The sequence below is a fragment of the Burkholderia sp. 9777_1386 genome, from assembly GCF_015712265.1.
In the GTDB taxonomy this organism is placed as follows: Bacteria; Pseudomonadota; Gammaproteobacteria; order Burkholderiales; family Burkholderiaceae; genus Burkholderia; species Burkholderia cenocepacia.
The window spans coordinates 1-19,269 of record NZ_JACCQB010000018.1; the positions used below are offsets into that span (position 1 = coordinate 1).

Genomic DNA, 19,269 nt, shown 5'->3' on the forward strand with positions numbered 1-19,269 from the left:
CCGGCTCGCCGGCGCCCGGGCCGCCCCCGAAGGAACCCATTCGATCACGTCGCCGGTTGATCACCGTCCGAACAGGGTGGGGAATTTTACTTCGACACTTCTGGGGAAATTACGGCCGAGGTTGACACCTCTGGCGCTATCGGATACAGCAGAGCATGAGCCGTCGAGGAAATTGTTGGGATAACTCCCCGATGGAGAGGCTGTTCCGCAGCTTCAAGACCGAATGGCTACCGTCAGTGGGCTACATGTCGGCGCAGGAGGCACACCGGGACATCAGCCACTACCTGATGCACCGGTACAACTGGATACGGCCGCATCAGTTCAATGACGGACTGGCGCCGGCGGTTGCGGAAGAAAAACTTAACGCAGTGTCCGGGATCAGTTGACCACTACATCGGGCCGCGATCTACGCTTGAGTCGCGGTCGACGGTCCGCCGAGCCGTGTGCGTATCGCGGGGCCAAAGACGATCAAAAAGCGGTGCGATTCTTCTCGACGGTCACCCCTTGATCGTTCGGTAACGCGTAAATTTCCCCGATAAGCGGATAGGTAGCCTCACCTCCGTGGCCTAGGCCTTTTCCCATCGATGTGAAGGATGTGCTGTCGGCGTCGACGCCTAGAGCGCGTTTTGTGCGTACCGTATTCGGATCGCCGGGCAGAGAGTCTCCCGCAGATGGAGGCTGCAGTGTCGTGTTCCGGTCGTGAGTCCGGGGCAGCTCGAACACTGCCGGGCAGCGCACGTCGGATGTCGACGCTCCTGCGCCATCTATTCGCTTTCCAATGTCTTTGGGAGCGTGTGGCGTGACGGCGGCTCATCCGTGGAGCGCGGCGCCGACATTGGGAGCGCAGCTGGACGTGGCGGGCACCGTACGAACAGTTGTGATGTCTCGATGTACGCCGAAGATTCGCCGCGATGCCGATTCGATGCTGATGCTGAGCGGTTTGCACGACGAGACACAGCGATGCCGGCCGGCGGAACGTTCGACGCGGCGGTAGCAAGGCCAGAGAGAGGCTTGGACCAGGGCACGCGTCGCCAGCAGCGCGCGCAAGCAGGGCAGCGGGACGTGCAGAACCGTCGCGTTCATCCCTCGAGACGGCATCGAGCCATCGCTTCCCGATTCCGCTGTTGTGCCGCGAGAGAGCCGGCGCGTGCCGACCCACACATCAAGGAATCGAGCGCGGGCTGCAATCGTTGATGCTCCCCAACCGCGGAGCACGGCGCCGGTAACGGCGGTGCAGCCGAGAGTCATGCTGGCTGTCGAATCGTCCTGATCGGCCTCGAGCGGGCACCAAGCGTCTGCCGAAGCCGCGGCATGTCGCTGCATCACAAAGGAATGCCGTTACAGAGCAAGCGCGGCATATGAAGGAAGCAGGCTGGCGCGTGGAGATGGGCACCGGAGGGAGGCCGGCGATTCGGGACGATATCGTGCCCCCGGGAAAGTCGTCGAACGCAACAGGGTGATCGAATTCGGCAATGTGAGGCCGGTTCGCCCCGATTGCGGAAGGGGGCGCGAAAGCATTTGTCCCCATGTTGGCCTGGATCGGGGCAGGCAGCCTGCAGTGCCCGCTGCAAAGCCGCTATTTCCTGCAAGAAGCGCTGACGAACCTCCCGTGAACCCCCGACGCCCGGCTGGCCGAACACGCCCGGCACGAAATTTGCCGAAATTTTGTGTCTACCCGCTTGGCATTGTGCGAAAGAGGCCGTATGATGGCGGTCTTTCGTTTTTAGCGCAGATGCAGATCCGCGCTGAAGGCGGAGTCTGACGAAGATGTGGCGCCGGTCGGCAACATCTCGCGCTTGCCTTAGCCGGGCAAGGGCGGGGATCGGCGGGAAGCAGGAGTCGGGAAGAAAGTGAAAATAATCTTCCGGATGTGCTTGACAGGAGTGCGATGCACCCCCATAATCGTCAGTTCTCTACGGAGGGGTGCCCGAGTGGCTAAAGGGGGCAGACTGTAAATCTGTTGGCTTACGCCTACGTTGGTTCGAATCCAACCTCCTCCACCAAGATATCAGCGCAGTGAGCGGTAAGGAATCGTTAGTGGCCCGTGCGGGTGTAGCTCAATGGTAGAGCAGAAGCCTTCCAAGCTTACGACGAGGGTTCGATTCCCTTCACCCGCTCCAGACCGCTAAGTTGAAGCGTAGCGCCCATGTGGCTCAGTGGTAGAGCACTCCCTTGGTAAGGGAGAGGTCGGCAGTTCGATCCTGCCCATGGGCACCAGCAGTAAAAAGTCAGTGTCTTGTTTGCGCGCGGCGCAACCTGTGAAATTCCTTTTGGGAGTTGAAAATGGCCAAGGAAAAGTTTGAGCGGACCAAGCCGCACGTGAACGTTGGTACGATTGGTCACGTTGACCACGGCAAGACGACGCTGACGGCAGCGATCACGACGGTTCTGACGAAGAAGTTCGGCGGCGAAGCGAAGGCATACGACCAGATCGACGCGGCACCGGAAGAAAAGGCGCGCGGCATCACGATCAACACGGCACACGTCGAGTACGAAACGGCTAACCGCCACTACGCACACGTCGACTGCCCGGGCCACGCTGACTATGTGAAGAACATGATCACGGGCGCGGCGCAGATGGACGGCGCGATCCTGGTTTGCTCGGCAGCAGACGGCCCGATGCCGCAAACGCGTGAGCACATCCTGCTGGCGCGTCAGGTTGGCGTTCCGTACATCATCGTGTTCCTGAACAAGTGCGACATGGTGGACGACGCTGAACTGCTCGAGCTGGTCGAGATGGAAGTTCGCGAACTGCTGTCGAAGTACGACTTCCCGGGCGACGACACGCCGATCGTGAAGGGTTCGGCGAAGCTGGCGCTGGAAGGCGACACGGGCGAGCTGGGCGAAGTGGCGATCATGAGCCTGGCCGACGCGCTGGACACGTACATCCCGACGCCGGAGCGTGCAGTTGACGGCGCGTTCCTGATGCCGGTGGAAGACGTGTTCTCGATCTCGGGCCGTGGTACGGTGGTGACGGGTCGTGTCGAGCGCGGCATCGTGAAGGTCGGCGAGGAAATCGAAATCGTCGGTATCAAGCCGACGGTGAAGACGACCTGCACGGGCGTTGAAATGTTCCGCAAGCTGCTGGACCAAGGTCAGGCAGGCGACAACGTGGGTATCCTGCTGCGCGGCACGAAGCGTGAAGACGTGGAGCGTGGCCAGGTTCTGGCGAAGCCGGGTTCGATCACGCCGCACACGCACTTCACGGCTGAAGTGTATGTGCTGAGCAAGGACGAAGGCGGCCGTCACACGCCGTTCTTCAACAACTACCGTCCGCAGTTCTACTTCCGTACGACGGACGTGACGGGCTCGATCGAGCTGCCGAAGGACAAGGAAATGGTGATGCCGGGCGACAACGTGTCGATCACGGTGAAGCTGATCGCTCCGATCGCGATGGAAGAAGGTCTGCGCTTCGCGATCCGCGAAGGCGGCCGTACGGTCGGCGCCGGCGTCGTCGCCAAGATCATCGAGTAAGCCAGTTATTCGTTGATCGACAGTTTTGGGGCTGGCATCAGCCGGCCCCAACATGGTTTAGGGGTATAGCTCAACTGGCAGAGCGTCGGTCTCCAAAACCGAAGGTTGGGGGTTCGATTCCCTCTGCCCCTGCCAAAAATCGCCACGTGTCCCACGTGGCATTTGTTTTAAGGTGTTATGGCGAATCCATCCGTCGAAACTGTAAATACCTCCGGCGATAAGCTGATGCTGGCCCTGGGCGTATTGCTGGTGTTGGCCGGATTCGTGGGCTTCTTCTGGCTGTCCAATCAGCAGTGGTATGTCCGCGGTGCCGCGTTGGCGGTAGGTATCATCGCCGGCGTGGCCGTCGGGCTGATGTCCGCCCCTGGCAAGAGCCTCATCGCGTTTGCCAAGGATTCGTACAAGGAAGTCCGGAAGGTCGTATGGCCCACCCGCAAGGAAGCAACGCAAACCACACTCGTCGTGTTCGGTTTCGTGCTCGTGATGGCGATTTTCCTCTGGTTGAGCGACAAATCGATCGAATGGGTGATTTTCTCGGCGATTCTGGGTTGGAAATGATATGAGCGATACTCCGGCATCCCCGAGCGGAAAGCGTTGGTACGTCGTGCACGCCTACTCCGGTATGGAGAAGAGCGTGCAACGTGCGCTTCAGGAGCGCATCGAACGTGCTGGCATGCAGGACAAATTCGGTCAGATCCTGGTCCCGACCGAAGAAGTGGTCGAAGTCAAAGGCGGCCACAAGGCAGTGACCGAGCGTCGTTTCTTCCCCGGCTACGTGCTGGTGGAAATGGAAATGACGGACGAAACGTGGCACCTCGTGAAGAACACGGCGAAGGTCACCGGTTTCGTCGGCGGTGCGCGTAACCGCCCGACCCCGATTTCCCCGAAGGAAGTCGAGAAGATCATGTCGCAGATGCAGGAAGGCGTCGAAAAGCCGCGCCCGAAGACCCTGTTCGAAGTCGGCGAGATGGTGCGCGTCAAGGAAGGCCCGTTCACGGACTTCAACGGCACCGTCGAAGAAGTCAACTACGAAAAATCGCGTGTGCGTGTGTCGGTCACGATTTTTGGCCGATCCACCCCGGTCGAACTCGAATTCGGCCAGGTCGAAAAAGTTTGATCCCGATTCGGTGGGCAGCCTCGGCTGCCCACCTTCGCGCTTACGGCCCGCGTCATGGTCGTTGAGGAGCGTCAGTAGCCAGCGGCGAAAGCGCGTTATCACTCACCGAACGCCTTCTCCGGCGTTCCAATGAGGTTTCAAATGGCAAAGAAGATTATCGGCTTTATCAAGCTGCAGATCCCTGCAGGTAAAGCCAACCCGTCGCCGCCGGTCGGTCCGGCACTGGGCCAGCGCGGTCTGAACATCATGGAGTTCTGCAAGGCGTTCAACGCGCAGACTCAAGGCATGGAGCCGGGTCTGCCGGTGCCGGTGGTCATCACGGCATTCGCTGACAAGAGCTTCACGTTCGTGATGAAGACGCCGCCGGCGACCGTCCTGATCAAGAAGGCGGCGAAGGTGGACAAGGGCTCGAGCAAGCCGCACACCGACAAGGTCGGTTCGATCACGCGCGCTCAAGCCGAAGAAATCGCGAAGACCAAGATGCCGGACCTTACGGCAGCTGATCTGGACGCAGCCGTTCGCACCATCGCTGGTAGCGCACGCTCGATGGGTATCACTGTGGAGGGCGTGTAAATGGCTAAGATCTCCAAGCGCCGTCAGGCATTTGCCGCCAAGGTCGACCGTCAGAAGCTGTACGCGATCGAAGACGCACTGAGCCTCGTGAAGGAATGCGCGAGCGCGAAGTTCGACGAGTCGATCGACGTCGCAGTCCAGCTCGGCATCGATGCGAAGAAGTCGGACCAGGTCGTTCGTGGTTCGGTCGTTCTGCCGGCAGGTACGGGCAAGTCGGTTCGCGTTGCCGTGTTCGCGCAAGGCGAAAAGGCCGAGCAGGCTCGTGCAGCAGGCGCGGAAATCGTCGGTATGGAAGACCTGGCTGAGCAGATCAAGGCTGGCCAGATGGACTTCGACATCGTGATCGCTTCGCCGGACACGATGCGTATCGTCGGTACGCTCGGCCAGATCCTCGGCCCGCGCGGCCTGATGCCGAACCCGAAGGTCGGTACGGTCACGCCGGACGTCGCCACCGCCGTCAAGAACGCGAAGGCTGGTCAGGTGCAATTCCGTGTCGACAAGGCCGGTATCATCCACGCGACCATCGGCCGTGCATCGTTCGAGCCGACCGCGCTGCGTTCGAACCTGTCGGCGCTGATCGAAGCGCTGCAGAAGGCAAAGCCGGCAACGAGCAAGGGCGTGTACCTGCGCAAGATCGCACTGTCGAGCACGATGGGCGTCGGCGTGCGTGTCGACCAGGCTACGCTGGCAGCACAGTAAGCAAGTATTCGGACCGTTTCGTTCGCGAAGCGGCCCACATGGGCTTTGGGCGGTTGTTCGTGCAGCAGGGCGGACAACCGGTTATCAAAGACCGTTGGTGGGGCGCAGCAGTCGGGTGATCCCCTTAATTCAAGCCAACGCAGATGGCGAACCCGAAAAAGTTTTGCAGTGGTGAAGCCGCAGGCCGCGAAGCGATTCGCGGCGTGAGGTGGAAATACTCCTAACGAGGTCGGACGCCGTTGTTGAACGAGGTACGTGAGGTTTCGGCCATGCCGGCCATGCCGAACGTATCGTTTCTGGAGGCTAACCGTGCCGCTTAATAGAGAAGACAAGCAAGCCGTCGTCGCTGAGGTTTCCGCGCAAGTCGCGAAGGCCCAGACCGTTGTGCTGGCTGAGTATCGTGGAATTGCGGTTGGCGATCTGACCAAGCTGCGCGCGCAAGCGCGTGAGCAAAAGGTTTACCTGCGCGTGTTGAAGAACACGCTGGCGCGTCGCGCCGTCGAAGGTACGCCGTTTGCTCCGCTGGCAGAGCAGATGACTGGTCCGTTGATCTACGGCATCTCGGAAGATGCAATTGCTGCTGCTAAGGTCGTCAACGACTTCAGCAAGAGCAATGACAAGTTGGTCATCAAGGCTGGTTCGTTCGATGGCAAGGTGATGGACAAGGCTGGCGTGCAAGCGCTGGCAAGCATCCCGAGCCGCGAAGAACTGCTCTCGAAGCTGCTGTTCGTTATGCAAGCGCCTGTTTCGGGCTTCGCGCGTGCTCTGGCCGCGCTGGCCGAGAAGAAGCAAGCGGAAGCTGCATAAGCGAACGTGCATCAGCGTTACTGATCGCTGGCTGTATCCGAATTCAATTTAGGAGTATTTCAAATGGCAATCGCAAAAGAAGACATCCTGGCAGCAGTCGAAGGGATGACCGTTCTGGAACTGAACGAACTGGTCAAGGCGTTCGAAGAGAAGTTTGGCGTGTCGGCAGCTGCAGTGGCAGTCGCTGGCCCGGCAGGCGGCGGCGCTGCTGCTGCTGCAGAAGAGAAGACCGAATTCACGGTCGTCCTGGCTGAAGCCGGCGCCAACAAGGTTTCGGTCATCAAGGCCGTTCGCGAACTGACGGGCCTGGGCCTGAAGGAAGCGAAGGACCTGGTTGACGGTGCACCGAAGCCCATCAAGGAAGGCGTCGACAAGGCTGCTGCTGAAGAAGCCAAGAAGAAGCTGGAAGAAGCTGGCGCGAAGGTCGAAGTCAAGTAAGTTTCGGCGCGCTGTGCGAAGGCTGGCGGTATTTTCACCGCCGGCCTTTTTGTGCTTTGTGGGGACGTTATTCTGGCACTCATTCGGGAGCCCGAATAATCGGCCCCAGAAGCCAAAGAAAACCGCCTGATCGTTGTGATGAATCACGCACGATTGGCGGTTCTCTTTGTCTTCTGAAGCGACTGCAGAAGGCAAGTTTGGTCGGGTAGCGGGCAACACAGGCATCCGCTGCCGTCAGCCAGCGGTTGGTAGCGGCCAACCACCAAGCTTCTCGGCTCGTTCAAGCCGTCGAACGGCCATCGGGTCTCAGTCGGTGAACACTCGGGTTTGAAACGTCCAGGTATTCCGCCTCGATAGCACCCGCCGTGATTCGGAGATCGTATGCAATATTCCTTCACCGAGAAGAAGCGCATTCGCAAGAGTTTCGCGAAGCGCCCCATCGTTCACCAAGTTCCGTTCTTGCTGGCTACTCAGCTTGAATCATTCAGCACGTTTCTGCAAGCCGATGTGCCCGCGACGCAACGTAAGCCCGAGGGTTTGCAGGCCGCGTTCACGTCGGTATTTCCCATTGTTTCGCACAACGGTTTCGCGCGCCTCGAGTTCGTGAGCTATGCGCTGTCCTCGCCGGCATTCAACATCAAGGAATGCCAGCAGCGAGGCCTGACGTACTGCTCCGCGCTGCGCGCGAAGGTCCGCCTCGTCATCCTCGACAAGGAATCGCCGAACAAGCCGGTCGTCAAGGAAGTGAAGGAGCAGGAAGTGTACATGGGCGAAATTCCGCTCATGACGCCGACGGGCTCGTTCGTCATCAACGGCACCGAGCGTGTCATCGTCTCGCAGCTGCATCGTTCGCCTGGCGTGTTCTTCGAACACGACAAGGGCAAGACGCACAGCTCGGGCAAGCTGCTGTTCTCGGCACGGATCATTCCGTACCGCGGTTCGTGGCTCGACTTCGAATTCGATCCGAAGGACATCCTGTACTTCCGCGTCGACCGTCGCCGCAAGATGCCGGTCACGATCCTGCTGAAGGCCATCGGCCTGACGCCGGAACAGATCCTCGCGAACTTCTTCGTGTTCGACAATTTCACGCTGATGGACGAAGGCGCGCAACTCGAGTTCGTGCCCGAGCGCCTGCGTGGTGAAGTCGCGCGTTTCGACATCACGGATCGTGATGGCAAGGTCATCGTCCAGAAGGACAAGCGGATCAACGCGAAGCACATTCGCGACCTCGAAGCCGCGAAGACCAAGTTCATCTCGGTGCCGGAAGACTATCTGCTCGGCCGCGTGCTGGCGAAGAACGTCGTCGACGGCGACACCGGCGAAGTGATCGCGAGCGCGAACGACGAAGTCACGGAAAGCGTGCTCGAGAAGCTGCGCGAAGCGGGCATCAAGGACATCCAGACGCTCTACACGAACGATCTGGATCAGGGCCCGTACATCTCGTCGACGCTGCGTGTCGACGAAACGACCGACAAGACGGCCGCGCGCATCGCGATCTACCGCATGATGCGTCCGGGCGAGCCGCCGACCGAAGAAGCGGTCGAGGCCCTGTTCAACCGTCTGTTCTACAGCGAAGAAGCGTACGACCTGTCGAAGGTCGGCCGCATGAAGTTCAACCGCCGCGTCGGCCGTGACGAGATCGTCGGCCCGATGACGCTGCAGGACGACGACATCCTCGCGACGATCAAGATCCTCGTCGAGCTGCGCAACGGCAAGGGCGAAGTGGACGACATCGACCACCTCGGCAACCGTCGCGTGCGTTGCGTCGGCGAACTGGCGGAAAACCAGTTCCGCGCCGGTCTCGTGCGTGTCGAGCGCGCGGTCAAGGAACGCCTCGGCCAGGCCGAAAGCGAAAACCTGATGCCGCACGACCTGATCAACTCGAAGCCGATTTCGTCGGCGATTCGCGAGTTCTTCGGCTCGTCGCAGCTGTCGCAGTTCATGGACCAGACCAACCCGCTGTCGGAAATCACGCACAAGCGCCGTGTTTCCGCACTGGGCCCGGGCGGTCTGACGCGCGAACGCGCAGGCTTCGAAGTCCGCGACGTGCACCCGACCCACTACGGCCGCGTGTGCCCGATCGAAACGCCGGAAGGTCCGAACATCGGCCTGATCAACTCGCTCGCGCTGTACGCGCACCTGAACGAGTACGGCTTCCTCGAGACGCCGTACCGCAAGGTCGTGGACAGCAAGGTGACCGATCAGATCGACTACCTGTCGGCGATCGAGGAAGGCCGCTACATGATCGCTCAGGCGAACGCCGCGATCGACGAAGACGGCCGACTCATCGACGAACTCGTGTCGTCGCGCGAAGCCGGCGAAACGATGATGGTCACGCCGGACCGTATCCAGTACATGGACGTCGCGCCGTCGCAGATCGTGTCGGTGGCCGCATCGCTGATTCCGTTCCTCGAGCACGATGACGCGAACCGCGCGCTGATGGGCTCGAACATGCAGCGTCAGGCCGTGCCGTGTCTGCGTCCGGAAAAGCCGGTCGTCGGTACGGGCATCGAGCGCACCTGCGCGGTCGACTCGGGTACGACGGTCCAGGCGTTCCGCGGCGGTGTGGTCGACTACGTCGACGCAGGCCGTATCGTGATTCGCGTGAACGACGACGAAGCAGTCGCGGGTGAAGTCGGTGTCGACATCTACAACCTGATCAAGTACACGCGTTCGAACCAGAACACGAACATCAACCAGCGTCCGATCGTGAAGATGGGCGACAAGGTCTCGCGCGGCGACGTGCTGGCCGACGGCGCCTCGACGGACCTGGGCGAGCTCGCGCTCGGCCAGAACATGCTGATCGCGTTCATGCCGTGGAACGGCTACAACTTCGAGGATTCGATCCTGATCTCGGAGAAGGTGGTCGCGGACGATCGCTACACGTCGATCCACATCGAAGAGCTGAACGTCGTTGCACGCGACACGAAGCTCGGGCCGGAAGAAATCACGCGCGACATCTCGAACCTGGCGGAAGTCCAGCTCGGCCGTCTCGACGAATCGGGCATCGTGTACATCGGTGCTGAAGTCGAAGCAGGCGACGTGCTGGTCGGCAAGGTCACGCCGAAGGGCGAGACCCAGCTGACGCCGGAAGAGAAGCTGCTGCGCGCGATCTTCGGCGAGAAGGCTTCGGACGTGAAGGACACGTCGCTGCGCGTGCCGTCGGGCATGAGCGGCACCGTGATCGACGTCCAGGTGTTCACGCGTGAAGGCATCCAGCGCGACAAGCGTGCGCAACAGATCATCGACGACGAACTGAAGCGCTACCGTCTCGACCTGAACGACCAGCTGCGCATCGTGGAAGGCGACGCATTCCAGCGTCTCGCCCGCATGCTCGTGGGCAAGGTCGCGAACGGCGGTCCGAAGAAGCTCGCGAAGGGCACGAAGATCGACCAGGCTTACCTGGAAGATCTCGACCACTACCACTGGTTCGACATCCGCCTCGCGGACGACGAAGCAGCGGCATCGCTCGAAGCGATCAAGAACTCGATCGAAGAGAAGCGTCACCAGTTCGATCTCGCGTTCGAAGAAAAGCGCAAGAAGCTCACGCAAGGCGACGAACTGCCGCCGGGCGTGCTGAAGATGGTCAAGGTGTACCTCGCGGTGAAGCGCCGTCTGCAGCCTGGCGACAAGATGGCAGGCCGTCACGGTAACAAGGGTGTCGTGTCGAAGATCGTCCCGATCGAAGACATGCCGTACATGGCCGATGGCCGTCCGGCAGACGTCGTGCTGAACCCGCTCGGCGTGCCGTCGCGGATGAACGTGGGTCAGGTTCTGGAAGTGCACCTCGGCTGGGCCGCGAAGGGCCTCGGCTGGCGTATCGGCGAAATGCTGCAGCGTCAGGCGAAGATCGAGGAACTGCGCACGTTCCTGACGAAGATCTACAACGAGTCGGGCCGCCAGGAAGATCTGGAAAGCTTCACCGACGACGAGATCCTCGAACTCGCGAAGAACCTGCGCGAAGGCGTGCCGTTCGCGACGCCGGTGTTCGACGGTGCGACCGAGGAAGAAATGGGCAAGATGCTCGACCTCGCGTTCCCGGACGACATCGCCGAACAGCTCGGCATGAACCCGTCGAAGAACCAGGTCCGTCTGTACGACGGCCGCACGGGTGAAATGTTCGAACGTCGCGTGACGCTCGGCTACATGCACTACCTGAAGCTGCACCACCTGGTCGACGACAAGATGCACGCGCGTTCGACCGGCCCGTACTCGCTCGTCACGCAGCAGCCGCTGGGTGGTAAGGCGCAGTTCGGTGGCCAGCGTTTCGGTGAAATGGAAGTGTGGGCACTCGAAGCGTACGGCGCGTCCTACGTGCTGCAGGAAATGCTGACGGTGAAGTCGGACGACGTGACCGGCCGGACGAAGGTGTACGAAAACCTCGTCAAGGGCGACCACGTGATCGATGCAGGCATGCCGGAATCCTTCAACGTGCTCGTGAAGGAAATCCGCTCGCTCGGTATCGATATCGATCTCGACCGCAATTAATCGGACTACGGAGAGAAAGCAATGAAAGCTCTGCTCGATCTATTCAAGCAAGTCCAACAGGAAGAAGTTTTCGACGCGATCAAGATCGGTCTGGCCTCGCCCGACAAGATCCGTTCGTGGTCGTTCGGCGAAGTGAAGAAGCCGGAGACCATCAACTACCGTACGTTCAAGCCGGAACGCGATGGTCTGTTCTGCGCGAAGATCTTCGGGCCGATCAAGGACTACGAGTGCCTGTGCGGCAAGTACAAGCGCCTGAAGCACCGCGGCGTGATCTGCGAGAAGTGCGGCGTCGAAGTGACGCTGGCGAAGGTGCGTCGCGAACGGATGGGCCACATCGAGCTGGCCTCGCCGGTCGCGCACATCTGGTTCCTGAAGTCGCTGCCGTCGCGTCTGGGCATGGTGCTCGACATGACGCTGCGCGACATCGAACGCGTGCTGTACTTCGAAGCGTACGTGGTGATCGAACCGGGCATGACGCCGCTGAAGGCGCGGCAGATCATGACCGAGGAGGATTACTACAACAAGGTCGAGGAATACGGCGACGAATTCCGTGCCGAAATGGGCGCGGAAGGCGTGCGTGAACTGCTGCGCGCGATCAACATCGACGAGCAGGTCGAGACGCTGCGCACCGAGCTGAAGAACACGGGCTCGGAAGCGAAGATCAAGAAGTACGCGAAGCGCCTGAAGGTCCTCGAGGCATTCCAGCGTTCGGGCATCAAGCCCGAGTGGATGATCCTCGAAGTGCTGCCGGTGCTGCCGCCGGAACTGCGTCCGCTCGTGCCGCTGGACGGCGGCCGTTTCGCGACGTCGGACCTGAACGACCTGTATCGCCGCGTGATCAACCGTAACAACCGGTTGAAGCGTCTGCTCGAGCTGAAGGCGCCTGAAATCATCGTCCGCAACGAAAAGCGGATGCTGCAGGAAGCCGTCGACTCGCTGCTCGACAACGGTCGTCGCGGCAAGGCGATGACGGGCGCGAACAAGCGTCCGCTGAAGTCGCTCGCCGACATGATCAAGGGCAAGGGCGGTCGTTTCCGTCAGAACCTGCTGGGCAAGCGCGTCGACTACTCGGGCCGTTCGGTCATCGTGGTCGGCCCGACGCTGAAGCTGCACCAGTGCGGCCTGCCGAAGCTGATGGCGCTCGAGCTGTTCAAGCCGTTCATCTTCAACAAGCTGGAAGTGATGGGGGTAGCTACGACCATCAAGGCTGCGAAGAAGGAAGTCGAGAACCAGACGCCGGTGGTGTGGGACATCCTCGAAGAGGTGATCCGCGAGCACCCGGTGATGCTGAACCGTGCGCCGACGCTGCACCGTCTCGGTATCCAGGCGTTCGAGCCGGTGCTGATCGAAGGCAAGGCAATCCAGCTGCACCCGCTCGTCTGCGCGGCGTTCAACGCCGACTTCGACGGTGACCAGATGGCCGTTCACGTGCCGCTGTCGCTCGAAGCGCAGATGGAAGCGCGCACGCTGATGCTCGCGTCGAACAACGTGCTGTTCCCGGCCAACGGCGATCCGTCGATCGTGCCGTCGCAGGATATCGTGCTGGGTCTGTACTACGCGACCCGCGAAGCGATCAACGGCAAGGGCGAAGGCCTGTCGTTCACGGGCGTGTCGGAAGTCATCCGCGCGTACGAGAACAAGGAAGTCGAGCTGGCCTCGCGCGTCAACGTGCGGATCACCGAAATGGTCCGCAACGAGGACACGTCGGAAGGCGCGCCGGAATTCGTGCCGAAGATCACGCTGTACGCGACGACCGTCGGCCGCGCGATCCTGTCGGAGATCCTGCCGCACGGCCTGCCGTTCTCGGTGCTGAACAAGCCGCTGAAGAAGAAGGAAATCTCGCGCCTGATCAACACGGCATTCCGCAAGTGCGGTCTGCGCGCGACGGTGGTGTTCGCCGACCAGCTGATGCAGTCGGGTTTCCGTCTCGCAACGCGTGCCGGCATCTCGATCTGCGTGGACGACATGCTCGTGCCGCCGCAGAAGGAAACGATCGTCGGCGACGCCGCGAAGAAGGTGAAGGAGTACGACCGCCAGTACATGTCGGGTCTCGTCACCGCGCAGGAACGCTACAACAACGTGGTCGACATCTGGTCGGCGACGTCGGAAGCGGTCGGCAAGGCGATGATGGAGCAGCTGTCGACGGAGCCGGTGATCGATCGCGACGGCAACGAGACGCGCCAGGAGTCGTTCAACTCGATCTACATGATGGCCGACTCGGGCGCCCGGGGTTCGGCGGTTCAGATTCGTCAGCTGGCTGGTATGCGAGGCCTGATGGCGAAGCCGGACGGCTCGATTATCGAGACGCCGATTACCGCGAACTTCCGCGAAGGTCTGAACGTGTTGCAGTACTTCATCTCGACCCACGGTGCACGTAAGGGTCTGGCTGATACGGCACTGAAGACCGCGAACTCGGGTTACCTGACGCGTCGTCTGGTCGACGTCACGCAGGATCTGGTCGTGGTGGAAGACGATTGCGGCACGTCGAACGGCGTGGCGATGAAGGCGCTGGTCGAAGGCGGTGAAGTCGTCGAAGCGCTGCGCGACCGTATCCTCGGCCGCGTCGCGGTCGCGGACGTCGTGAATCCGGAAACGCAGGAAACGCTGTACGAATCGGGCACGCTGCTCGACGAAACGGCGGTCGAGGAAATCGAACGCCTCGGCATCGACGAAGTGCGCGTGCGCACGCCGCTGACCTGCGAAACGCGTTACGGCCTGTGCGCAGCCTGCTACGGCCGCGACCTCGGCCGCGGCTCGCTCGTGAACGTCGGCGAAGCAGTCGGCGTGATCGCGGCGCAATCGATCGGTGAACCGGGCACGCAGCTGACGATGCGTACGTTCCACATCGGTGGTGCGGCATCGCGTGCGGCAGTGGCTTCGTCGGTCGAAGCGAAGAGCAACGGTATCGTCCGCTTCACGGCGACGATGCGCTACGTCACGAACGCGAAGGGCGAGCAGATCGTCATTTCCCGTTCGGGCGAAGCGATGATCACCGACGACTTCGGTCGCGAGCGCGAGCGTCACAAAGTGCCGTACGGCGCGACGCTGCTGCAGCTCGACGGCGCGACCATCAAGGCCGGCACGCAGCTCGCCACGTGGGATCCGCTGACGCGCCCGATCATCACCGAGTACGGTGGTACGGTGAAGTTCGAGAACGTCGAGGAAGGCGTGACCGTCGCGAAGCAGATCGACGACGTGACCGGCCTGTCGACGCTGGTCGTGATCGACGTGAAGCGCCGCGGTTCGCAGGCTTCGAAGAGCGTGCGTCCGCAGGTGAAGCTGCTCGACGCGAACGGCGAGGAAGTGAAGATTCCGGGCACGGAGCACGCAGTGCAGATCGGCTTCCAGGTCGGCGCACTGATCACCGTGAAGGATGGTCAGCAGGTGCAGGTCGGTGAAGTGCTCGCACGTATCCCGACGGAAGCGCAGAAGACGCGTGACATTACCGGCGGTCTGCCGCGGGTGGCGGAACTGTTCGAAGCGCGTTCCCCGAAGGATGCCGGCATTCTCGCGGAAGTCACCGGTACGACGTCGTTCGGCAAGGACACGAAGGGCAAGCAGCGTCTCGTCATCACGGACCTCGAGGGCAACCAGCACGAGTTCCTGATCGCGAAGGAAAAGCAGGTTCTGGTTCACGATGCACAGGTCGTCAACAAGGGCGAAATGATCGTGGACGGTCCGGCCGATCCGCACGACATCCTGCGTCTGCAGGGTATCGAGGCGCTGTCGCGCTACATCGTCGACGAAGTGCAGGACGTGTACCGTCTGCAGGGCGTGAAGATCAACGACAAGCACATCGAGGTGATCGTTCGCCAGATGCTGCGTCGTGTGCAGATCACCGACAACGGTGATACGCGCTTCATCCCGGGCGAACAGGTCGAACGTTCCGACATGCTGGACGAGAACGATCGCATGATCGCCGAGGGCAAGCGCCCGGCTTCGTACGACAACGTGCTGCTCGGTATCACGAAGGCATCGCTGTCGACCGACTCGTTCATCTCCGCGGCATCGTTCCAGGAAACGACCCGCGTGCTGACCGAAGCGGCGATCATGGGCAAGCGCGACGATCTGCGCGGCCTGAAGGAAAACGTGATCGTCGGCCGTCTGATTCCGGCCGGTACGGGTCTCGCGTTCCACAAGGCACGCAAGGCGAAGGAATCGTCGGATCGCGAGCGTTTCGACCAGATCGCAGCGGAAGAGGCATTCGACTTCGGCACGCCGAGCGCGCCGGCGGAAGAGCCGCAACACCCGGCAGCCGAGTAAGCGCGGGGCGGCGCAAGCCGCGTTGCCTTGCTATCATCGCTGTCACCGAAACCGCCCGGTTCTGCCGGGCGGTTTTTTTTCATCCTTCGTTCACGCGCATCACGTGCCTGCGCAGCGCCGCGGCACATGCCCGGCGATCGCGTCCGATCCGGCCGCGGCAGGCCCGTGATGCACGCGAACGAACCCTGACCGAACGGCCAACATCGCGCGATTCGCCACGCGTCGCGCGAGCGGGTTGTTAAAATTGCGGTCATCGCTTAGCCGTCCCAGTTCTCATTCATGTCCCGCGCCCTCGAAATACTCGACGAAGTCTTTGGTTATTCCGCCTTTCGCGGCCAGCAGGGCGAGATCGTCGAGCACGTCGCCGGCGGCGGCGATTGCCTCGTGCTGATGCCGACCGGCGGCGGCAAGTCGCTGTGCTACCAGATTCCCGCGCTGCTGCGCCGCGAGGCCGGGCAGGGCGCCGGCATCGTCGTGTCGCCGCTGATCGCGCTGATGCAGGACCAGGTCGCCGCGTTGAGCGAAGTCGGCGTGCGCGCGGCCTACCTGAATTCGACGCTGTCGGGCGCCGAGGCCGCGGCCACCGAGCGCGCGCTGCGCGAAGGCGAAATCGACCTGCTGTACGTCGCGCCGGAGCGCTTGATGACGGGGCGCTTCCTCGAGCTGCTCGAGCGCGCGAAGATCGGCCTGTTCGCAATCGACGAAGCGCACTGCGTGTCGCAATGGGGGCACGATTTCCGCCCGGAATACATCCAGCTGTCGGTGCTGCACGAGCGCTTCCCGTCCGTGCCGCGCATCGCGCTGACCGCCACGGCCGATGCGATCACGCGCGACGAGATCATCCATCGTCTCGCGCTCGACGACGCGCGCGTGTTCGTGTCGAGCTTCGACCGTCCGAACATCCGTTACCGGATCGTCGAAAAGGACAACGCGCGCGCGCAGCTGCTCGACTTCATCCGCGCCGAGCACACGAATGCCGACGGCACGACCGATGCGGGTGTCGTCTATTGCCTGTCGCGCCGCAAGGTCGAGGAAACGGCTGAATGGCTGAAGGCGCAGGGCGTGCGCGCGCTGCCGTATCACGCGGGGATGGAATTCGAGGTGCGGCAGAAGCACCAGGAAATGTTCCAGCGCGAGGAAGGCATCGTGATGTGCGCGACGATCGCGTTCGGCATGGGCATCGACAAGCCCGACGTGCGCTTCGTCGCGCACCTCGATTTGCCGAAGAGCGTCGAAGGCTATTACCAGGAAACCGGCCGCGCCGGCCGCGACGGGATGCCCGCGAACGCGTGGATGGCGTATGGGCTGGGCGACGTCGTCCAGCAACGCAAGATGATCGACGAGTCCGATGCGGACGACGCGCACAAGCGCGTGCAGACGTCGAAGCTCGATGCGCTGCTCGGGTTGTGCGAGACGATCTCGTGCCGCCGCGTGCGGCTGCTGAACTACTTCGGCGAGGCGAGCCAGCCGTGCGGCAACTGCGACACGTGCCTCGAGCCGCCCGCGTCGTGGGATGCGACGCGCGAGGCGCAGATGGCGCTGTCGTGCGTGTTCCGCGCGCAGCGCGCGAGCGGCTTCAATTTCGGTTCGAGCCACCTGATCGAGATCCTGCGCGGCGGGCGTACCGAAAAGGTGTTGCAGCGCGGCCACGACCAGCTCAGCACGTTCGGCATCGGCGCGGCGCTGTCCGAACCCGAGTGGCGCGCGATTTTCCGGCAGCTCGTCGCGTACGGCTACCTGGCGGTCGACCATGGCGGCTTCGGCGCGCTGATGCTGACCGAGGCCGCGAAGCCCGTGCTGAAGAACGAGGAAAAAGTCACGCTGCGCCGCTACGTGAAGCCGCAGCGCACCCGCCAGTCGTCGAGCCGCAGCGGCACGCGCGTCGACCCGACGGCCGGCATGGGCGCCCGCGAGCGTGCGCGGTGGGACGCGCTGCGCGCATGGCGCGCGGAAACCGCGAAGACGGACGGCGTGCCGGCCTACGTGATCTTCCACGACGCGACGCTCGCCGAAATCGCACGCAACGCGCCGGAGACGATCGACGACCTGCGCCACATTCCCGGCATGGGCGTGCGCAAGCTCGAGCGCTTCGGCGACGAGATCATCGACGTCGTCGAATCGGCCTGACACAGCGTTCCGACCCCTCACGTAAACCGCGCGATCGGCCGGCAGATCACGCAAGCCGTTGACTTAGTTGGCATTTCCGGAATATCATGCTGGGTTCCGGTATTCGGTGGGCCGAGTCGCGTTCAATAGTTCGCGCCCGATTCGCCGGTTCGGAAGTCAACTGTGCGTCGATTCTCGCTTTGCCCGAAATCGGCGTGCAGATTTTGTTCAATTTCAGGAATAAACAATGCCAACCATCAACCAACTGGTTCGCAAAGGCCGTCAGTCGGAAACGACGAAGAGCAAGAGCCCGGCCCTGCAGGACTGCCCCCAGCGTCGCGGCGTGTGCACCCGTGTGTACACGACGACGCCGAAGAAGCCGAACTCGGCACTCCGTAAGGTCGCCAAGGTTCGTCTGACGAACGGCTTCGAAGTGATTTCGTACATCGGCGGTGAAGGCCACAACCTGCAGGAACACTCGGTTGTGCTGATCCGCGGCGGCCGTGTGAAGGACTTGCCGGGTGTGCGTTACCACATGGTTCGCGGCTCGCTGGATACCCAGGGCGTCAAGGACCGTAAGCAAGCGCGCTCGAAGTACGGCGCGAAGCGTGCAAAGGCTGCCAAGTAAGCAGTTTTTGATCAGGGATCGCCGCAGGGCGGTCAAGGCGGGAGTGCCGGATTGCCGGTGCTGTCGAGTAAGTGGTCACCCGGCCAAGCTGGTTAGTCGTGAAGATGTGATCGGGTTTGTTGGTGGCCGCGGAGCTGAATCCAGCTCCAACTGAACAAGTAAAGGAAGAATCATGCCGCGTCGTCGCGAAGTCCCCAAGCGGGAAGTGTTGCCGGATCCGAAGTTCGGCAACGTTGATGTTGCCAAGTTCATGAACATGCTGATGCTGTCCGGCAAGAAGTCGGTCGCAGAGCGCATCGTTTATGGCGCATTCGAACAAATCCAGACCAAGGGTGGCAAGGACCCGCTGGAAGTGTTCACGGTTGCGCTCAACAACGTGAAGCCGGTGGTCGAAGTGAAGAGCCGTCGCGTTGGTGGTGCCAACTATCAAGTTCCGGTCGAAGTGCGCCCGTCGCGTCGTATGGCATTGGCGATGCGCTGGCTGCGTGAGGCTGCGAAGAAGCGTAGCGAGAAGTCGATGGCCCTGCGCCTGGCAGGTGAACTCTCCGAAGCGGCCGAAGGCCGTGGCGGCGCGATGAAGAAGCGCGACGAAGTTCACCGCATGGCAGAAGCCAACCGCGCGTTCTCGCATTTCCGTTTCTAAGCGCCTGGCTGGGCTGTTTGCGGAAATAAATTC

At 61.8% G+C, this 19,269-nt stretch carries 12 protein-coding genes, 4 tRNA genes and 1 pseudogene; all 17 read left to right on the plus strand.

Features of this window, described 5'->3' with window-relative positions; all coding sequences use genetic code 11:
• Positions 1–128: 128 nt before the first annotated feature.
• A pseudogene (locus H0X91_RS15805) lies at positions 129–386 on the plus strand (integrase core domain-containing protein); the annotation flags it as partial.
• A 1,531-nt stretch (positions 387–1,917) separates the two neighbouring features.
• A tRNA-Tyr gene (locus H0X91_RS15810) sits at positions 1,918–2,003 on the plus strand.
• 43 nt (positions 2,004–2,046) lie between these two features.
• Positions 2,047–2,120: transfer RNA gene (locus tag H0X91_RS15815), tRNA-Gly, on the plus strand.
• Between the two features lie 22 nt (positions 2,121–2,142).
• A tRNA-Thr gene (locus tag H0X91_RS15820) sits at positions 2,143–2,217 on the plus strand.
• A gap of 66 nt (positions 2,218–2,283) precedes the next feature.
• Positions 2,284–3,474, plus strand: a complete 1,191-nt coding sequence (tuf, locus tag H0X91_RS15825; protein ID WP_006482910.1) for an elongation factor Tu — start codon at positions 2,284–2,286, stop codon at positions 3,472–3,474.
• Between the two features lie 59 nt (positions 3,475–3,533).
• Positions 3,534–3,609 (plus strand) — tRNA-Trp (locus H0X91_RS15830).
• A gap of 42 nt (positions 3,610–3,651) precedes the next feature.
• Complete coding sequence (gene secE, locus H0X91_RS15835) at positions 3,652–4,032, plus strand: preprotein translocase subunit SecE (RefSeq protein WP_034201094.1); 381 nt, start codon at positions 3,652–3,654, stop codon at positions 4,030–4,032.
• A 1-nt stretch (position 4,033) separates the two neighbouring features.
• Entirely contained in the window at positions 4,034–4,591 is a 558-nt protein-coding gene (nusG, locus tag H0X91_RS15840; RefSeq protein ID WP_006400672.1) for a transcription termination/antitermination protein NusG, read from the plus strand.
• Between the two features lie 141 nt (positions 4,592–4,732).
• A complete protein-coding gene (gene rplK, locus H0X91_RS15845; protein WP_006477201.1) occupies positions 4,733–5,164 on the plus strand; it encodes a 50S ribosomal protein L11 in 432 nt (143 codons plus the stop codon).
• Positions 5,165–5,863, plus strand: a complete 699-nt coding sequence (gene rplA, locus H0X91_RS15850) for a 50S ribosomal protein L1 (protein WP_006482906.1) — start codon at positions 5,165–5,167, stop codon at positions 5,861–5,863.
• A 309-nt stretch (positions 5,864–6,172) separates the two neighbouring features.
• Positions 6,173–6,670 carry a 50S ribosomal protein L10 gene (gene rplJ / locus H0X91_RS15855; protein ID WP_006482916.1) on the plus strand — a complete coding sequence of 166 codons (498 nt, stop codon included), beginning with the start codon at positions 6,173–6,175 and terminating at the stop codon, positions 6,668–6,670.
• Between the two features lie 63 nt (positions 6,671–6,733).
• Positions 6,734–7,108, plus strand: a complete 375-nt coding sequence (gene rplL, locus H0X91_RS15860) for a 50S ribosomal protein L7/L12 (protein ID WP_006482911.1) — start codon at positions 6,734–6,736, stop codon at positions 7,106–7,108.
• Positions 7,109–7,489: 381 nt separating this feature from the next.
• Entirely contained in the window at positions 7,490–11,596 is a 4,107-nt protein-coding gene (rpoB, locus tag H0X91_RS15865; protein ID WP_006482874.1) for a DNA-directed RNA polymerase subunit beta, read from the plus strand.
• Positions 11,597–11,617: 21 nt separating this feature from the next.
• The gene (rpoC, locus tag H0X91_RS15870; protein ID WP_006482896.1) at positions 11,618–15,859 is read left to right on the plus strand and encodes a DNA-directed RNA polymerase subunit beta'; all 4,242 of its coding nucleotides are present in this window, start codon (positions 11,618–11,620) and stop codon (positions 15,857–15,859) included.
• Positions 15,860–16,138: 279 nt separating this feature from the next.
• On the plus strand, positions 16,139–17,986 hold the full coding sequence (recQ, locus tag H0X91_RS15875) for a DNA helicase RecQ (RefSeq protein WP_006493356.1): 1,848 nt from the start codon (positions 16,139–16,141) through the stop codon (positions 17,984–17,986).
• 226 nt (positions 17,987–18,212) lie between these two features.
• The gene (gene rpsL, locus H0X91_RS15880; RefSeq protein ID WP_006400662.1) at positions 18,213–18,593 is read left to right on the plus strand and encodes a 30S ribosomal protein S12; all 381 of its coding nucleotides are present in this window, start codon (positions 18,213–18,215) and stop codon (positions 18,591–18,593) included.
• 172 nt (positions 18,594–18,765) lie between these two features.
• On the plus strand, positions 18,766–19,236 hold the full coding sequence (rpsG, locus tag H0X91_RS15885; RefSeq protein WP_006477195.1) for a 30S ribosomal protein S7: 471 nt from the start codon (positions 18,766–18,768) through the stop codon (positions 19,234–19,236).
• Positions 19,237–19,269 lie beyond the last annotated feature (33 nt).

Coding starts and splice junctions, on each gene's coding strand:
- rplK (WP_006477201.1), top strand. CDS start 4,733: ATGGCAAAGAAGATTATCGGCTTTATCAAGCTGCAGATCCCTGCAGGT.
- rpsG (WP_006477195.1), top strand. CDS start 18,766: ATGCCGCGTCGTCGCGAAGTCCCCAAGCGGGAAGTGTTGCCGGATCCG.
- rpoB (WP_006482874.1), top strand. CDS start 7,490: ATGCAATATTCCTTCACCGAGAAGAAGCGCATTCGCAAGAGTTTCGCG.
- rplL (WP_006482911.1), top strand. CDS start 6,734: ATGGCAATCGCAAAAGAAGACATCCTGGCAGCAGTCGAAGGGATGACC.
- rplA (WP_006482906.1), top strand. CDS start 5,165: ATGGCTAAGATCTCCAAGCGCCGTCAGGCATTTGCCGCCAAGGTCGAC.
- rpsL (WP_006400662.1), top strand. CDS start 18,213: ATGCCAACCATCAACCAACTGGTTCGCAAAGGCCGTCAGTCGGAAACG.
- nusG (WP_006400672.1), top strand. CDS start 4,034: ATGAGCGATACTCCGGCATCCCCGAGCGGAAAGCGTTGGTACGTCGTG.
- rpoC (WP_006482896.1), top strand. CDS start 11,618: ATGAAAGCTCTGCTCGATCTATTCAAGCAAGTCCAACAGGAAGAAGTT.
- tuf (WP_006482910.1), top strand. CDS start 2,284: ATGGCCAAGGAAAAGTTTGAGCGGACCAAGCCGCACGTGAACGTTGGT.
- recQ (WP_006493356.1), top strand. CDS start 16,139: ATGTCCCGCGCCCTCGAAATACTCGACGAAGTCTTTGGTTATTCCGCC.
- secE (WP_034201094.1), top strand. CDS start 3,652: ATGGCGAATCCATCCGTCGAAACTGTAAATACCTCCGGCGATAAGCTG.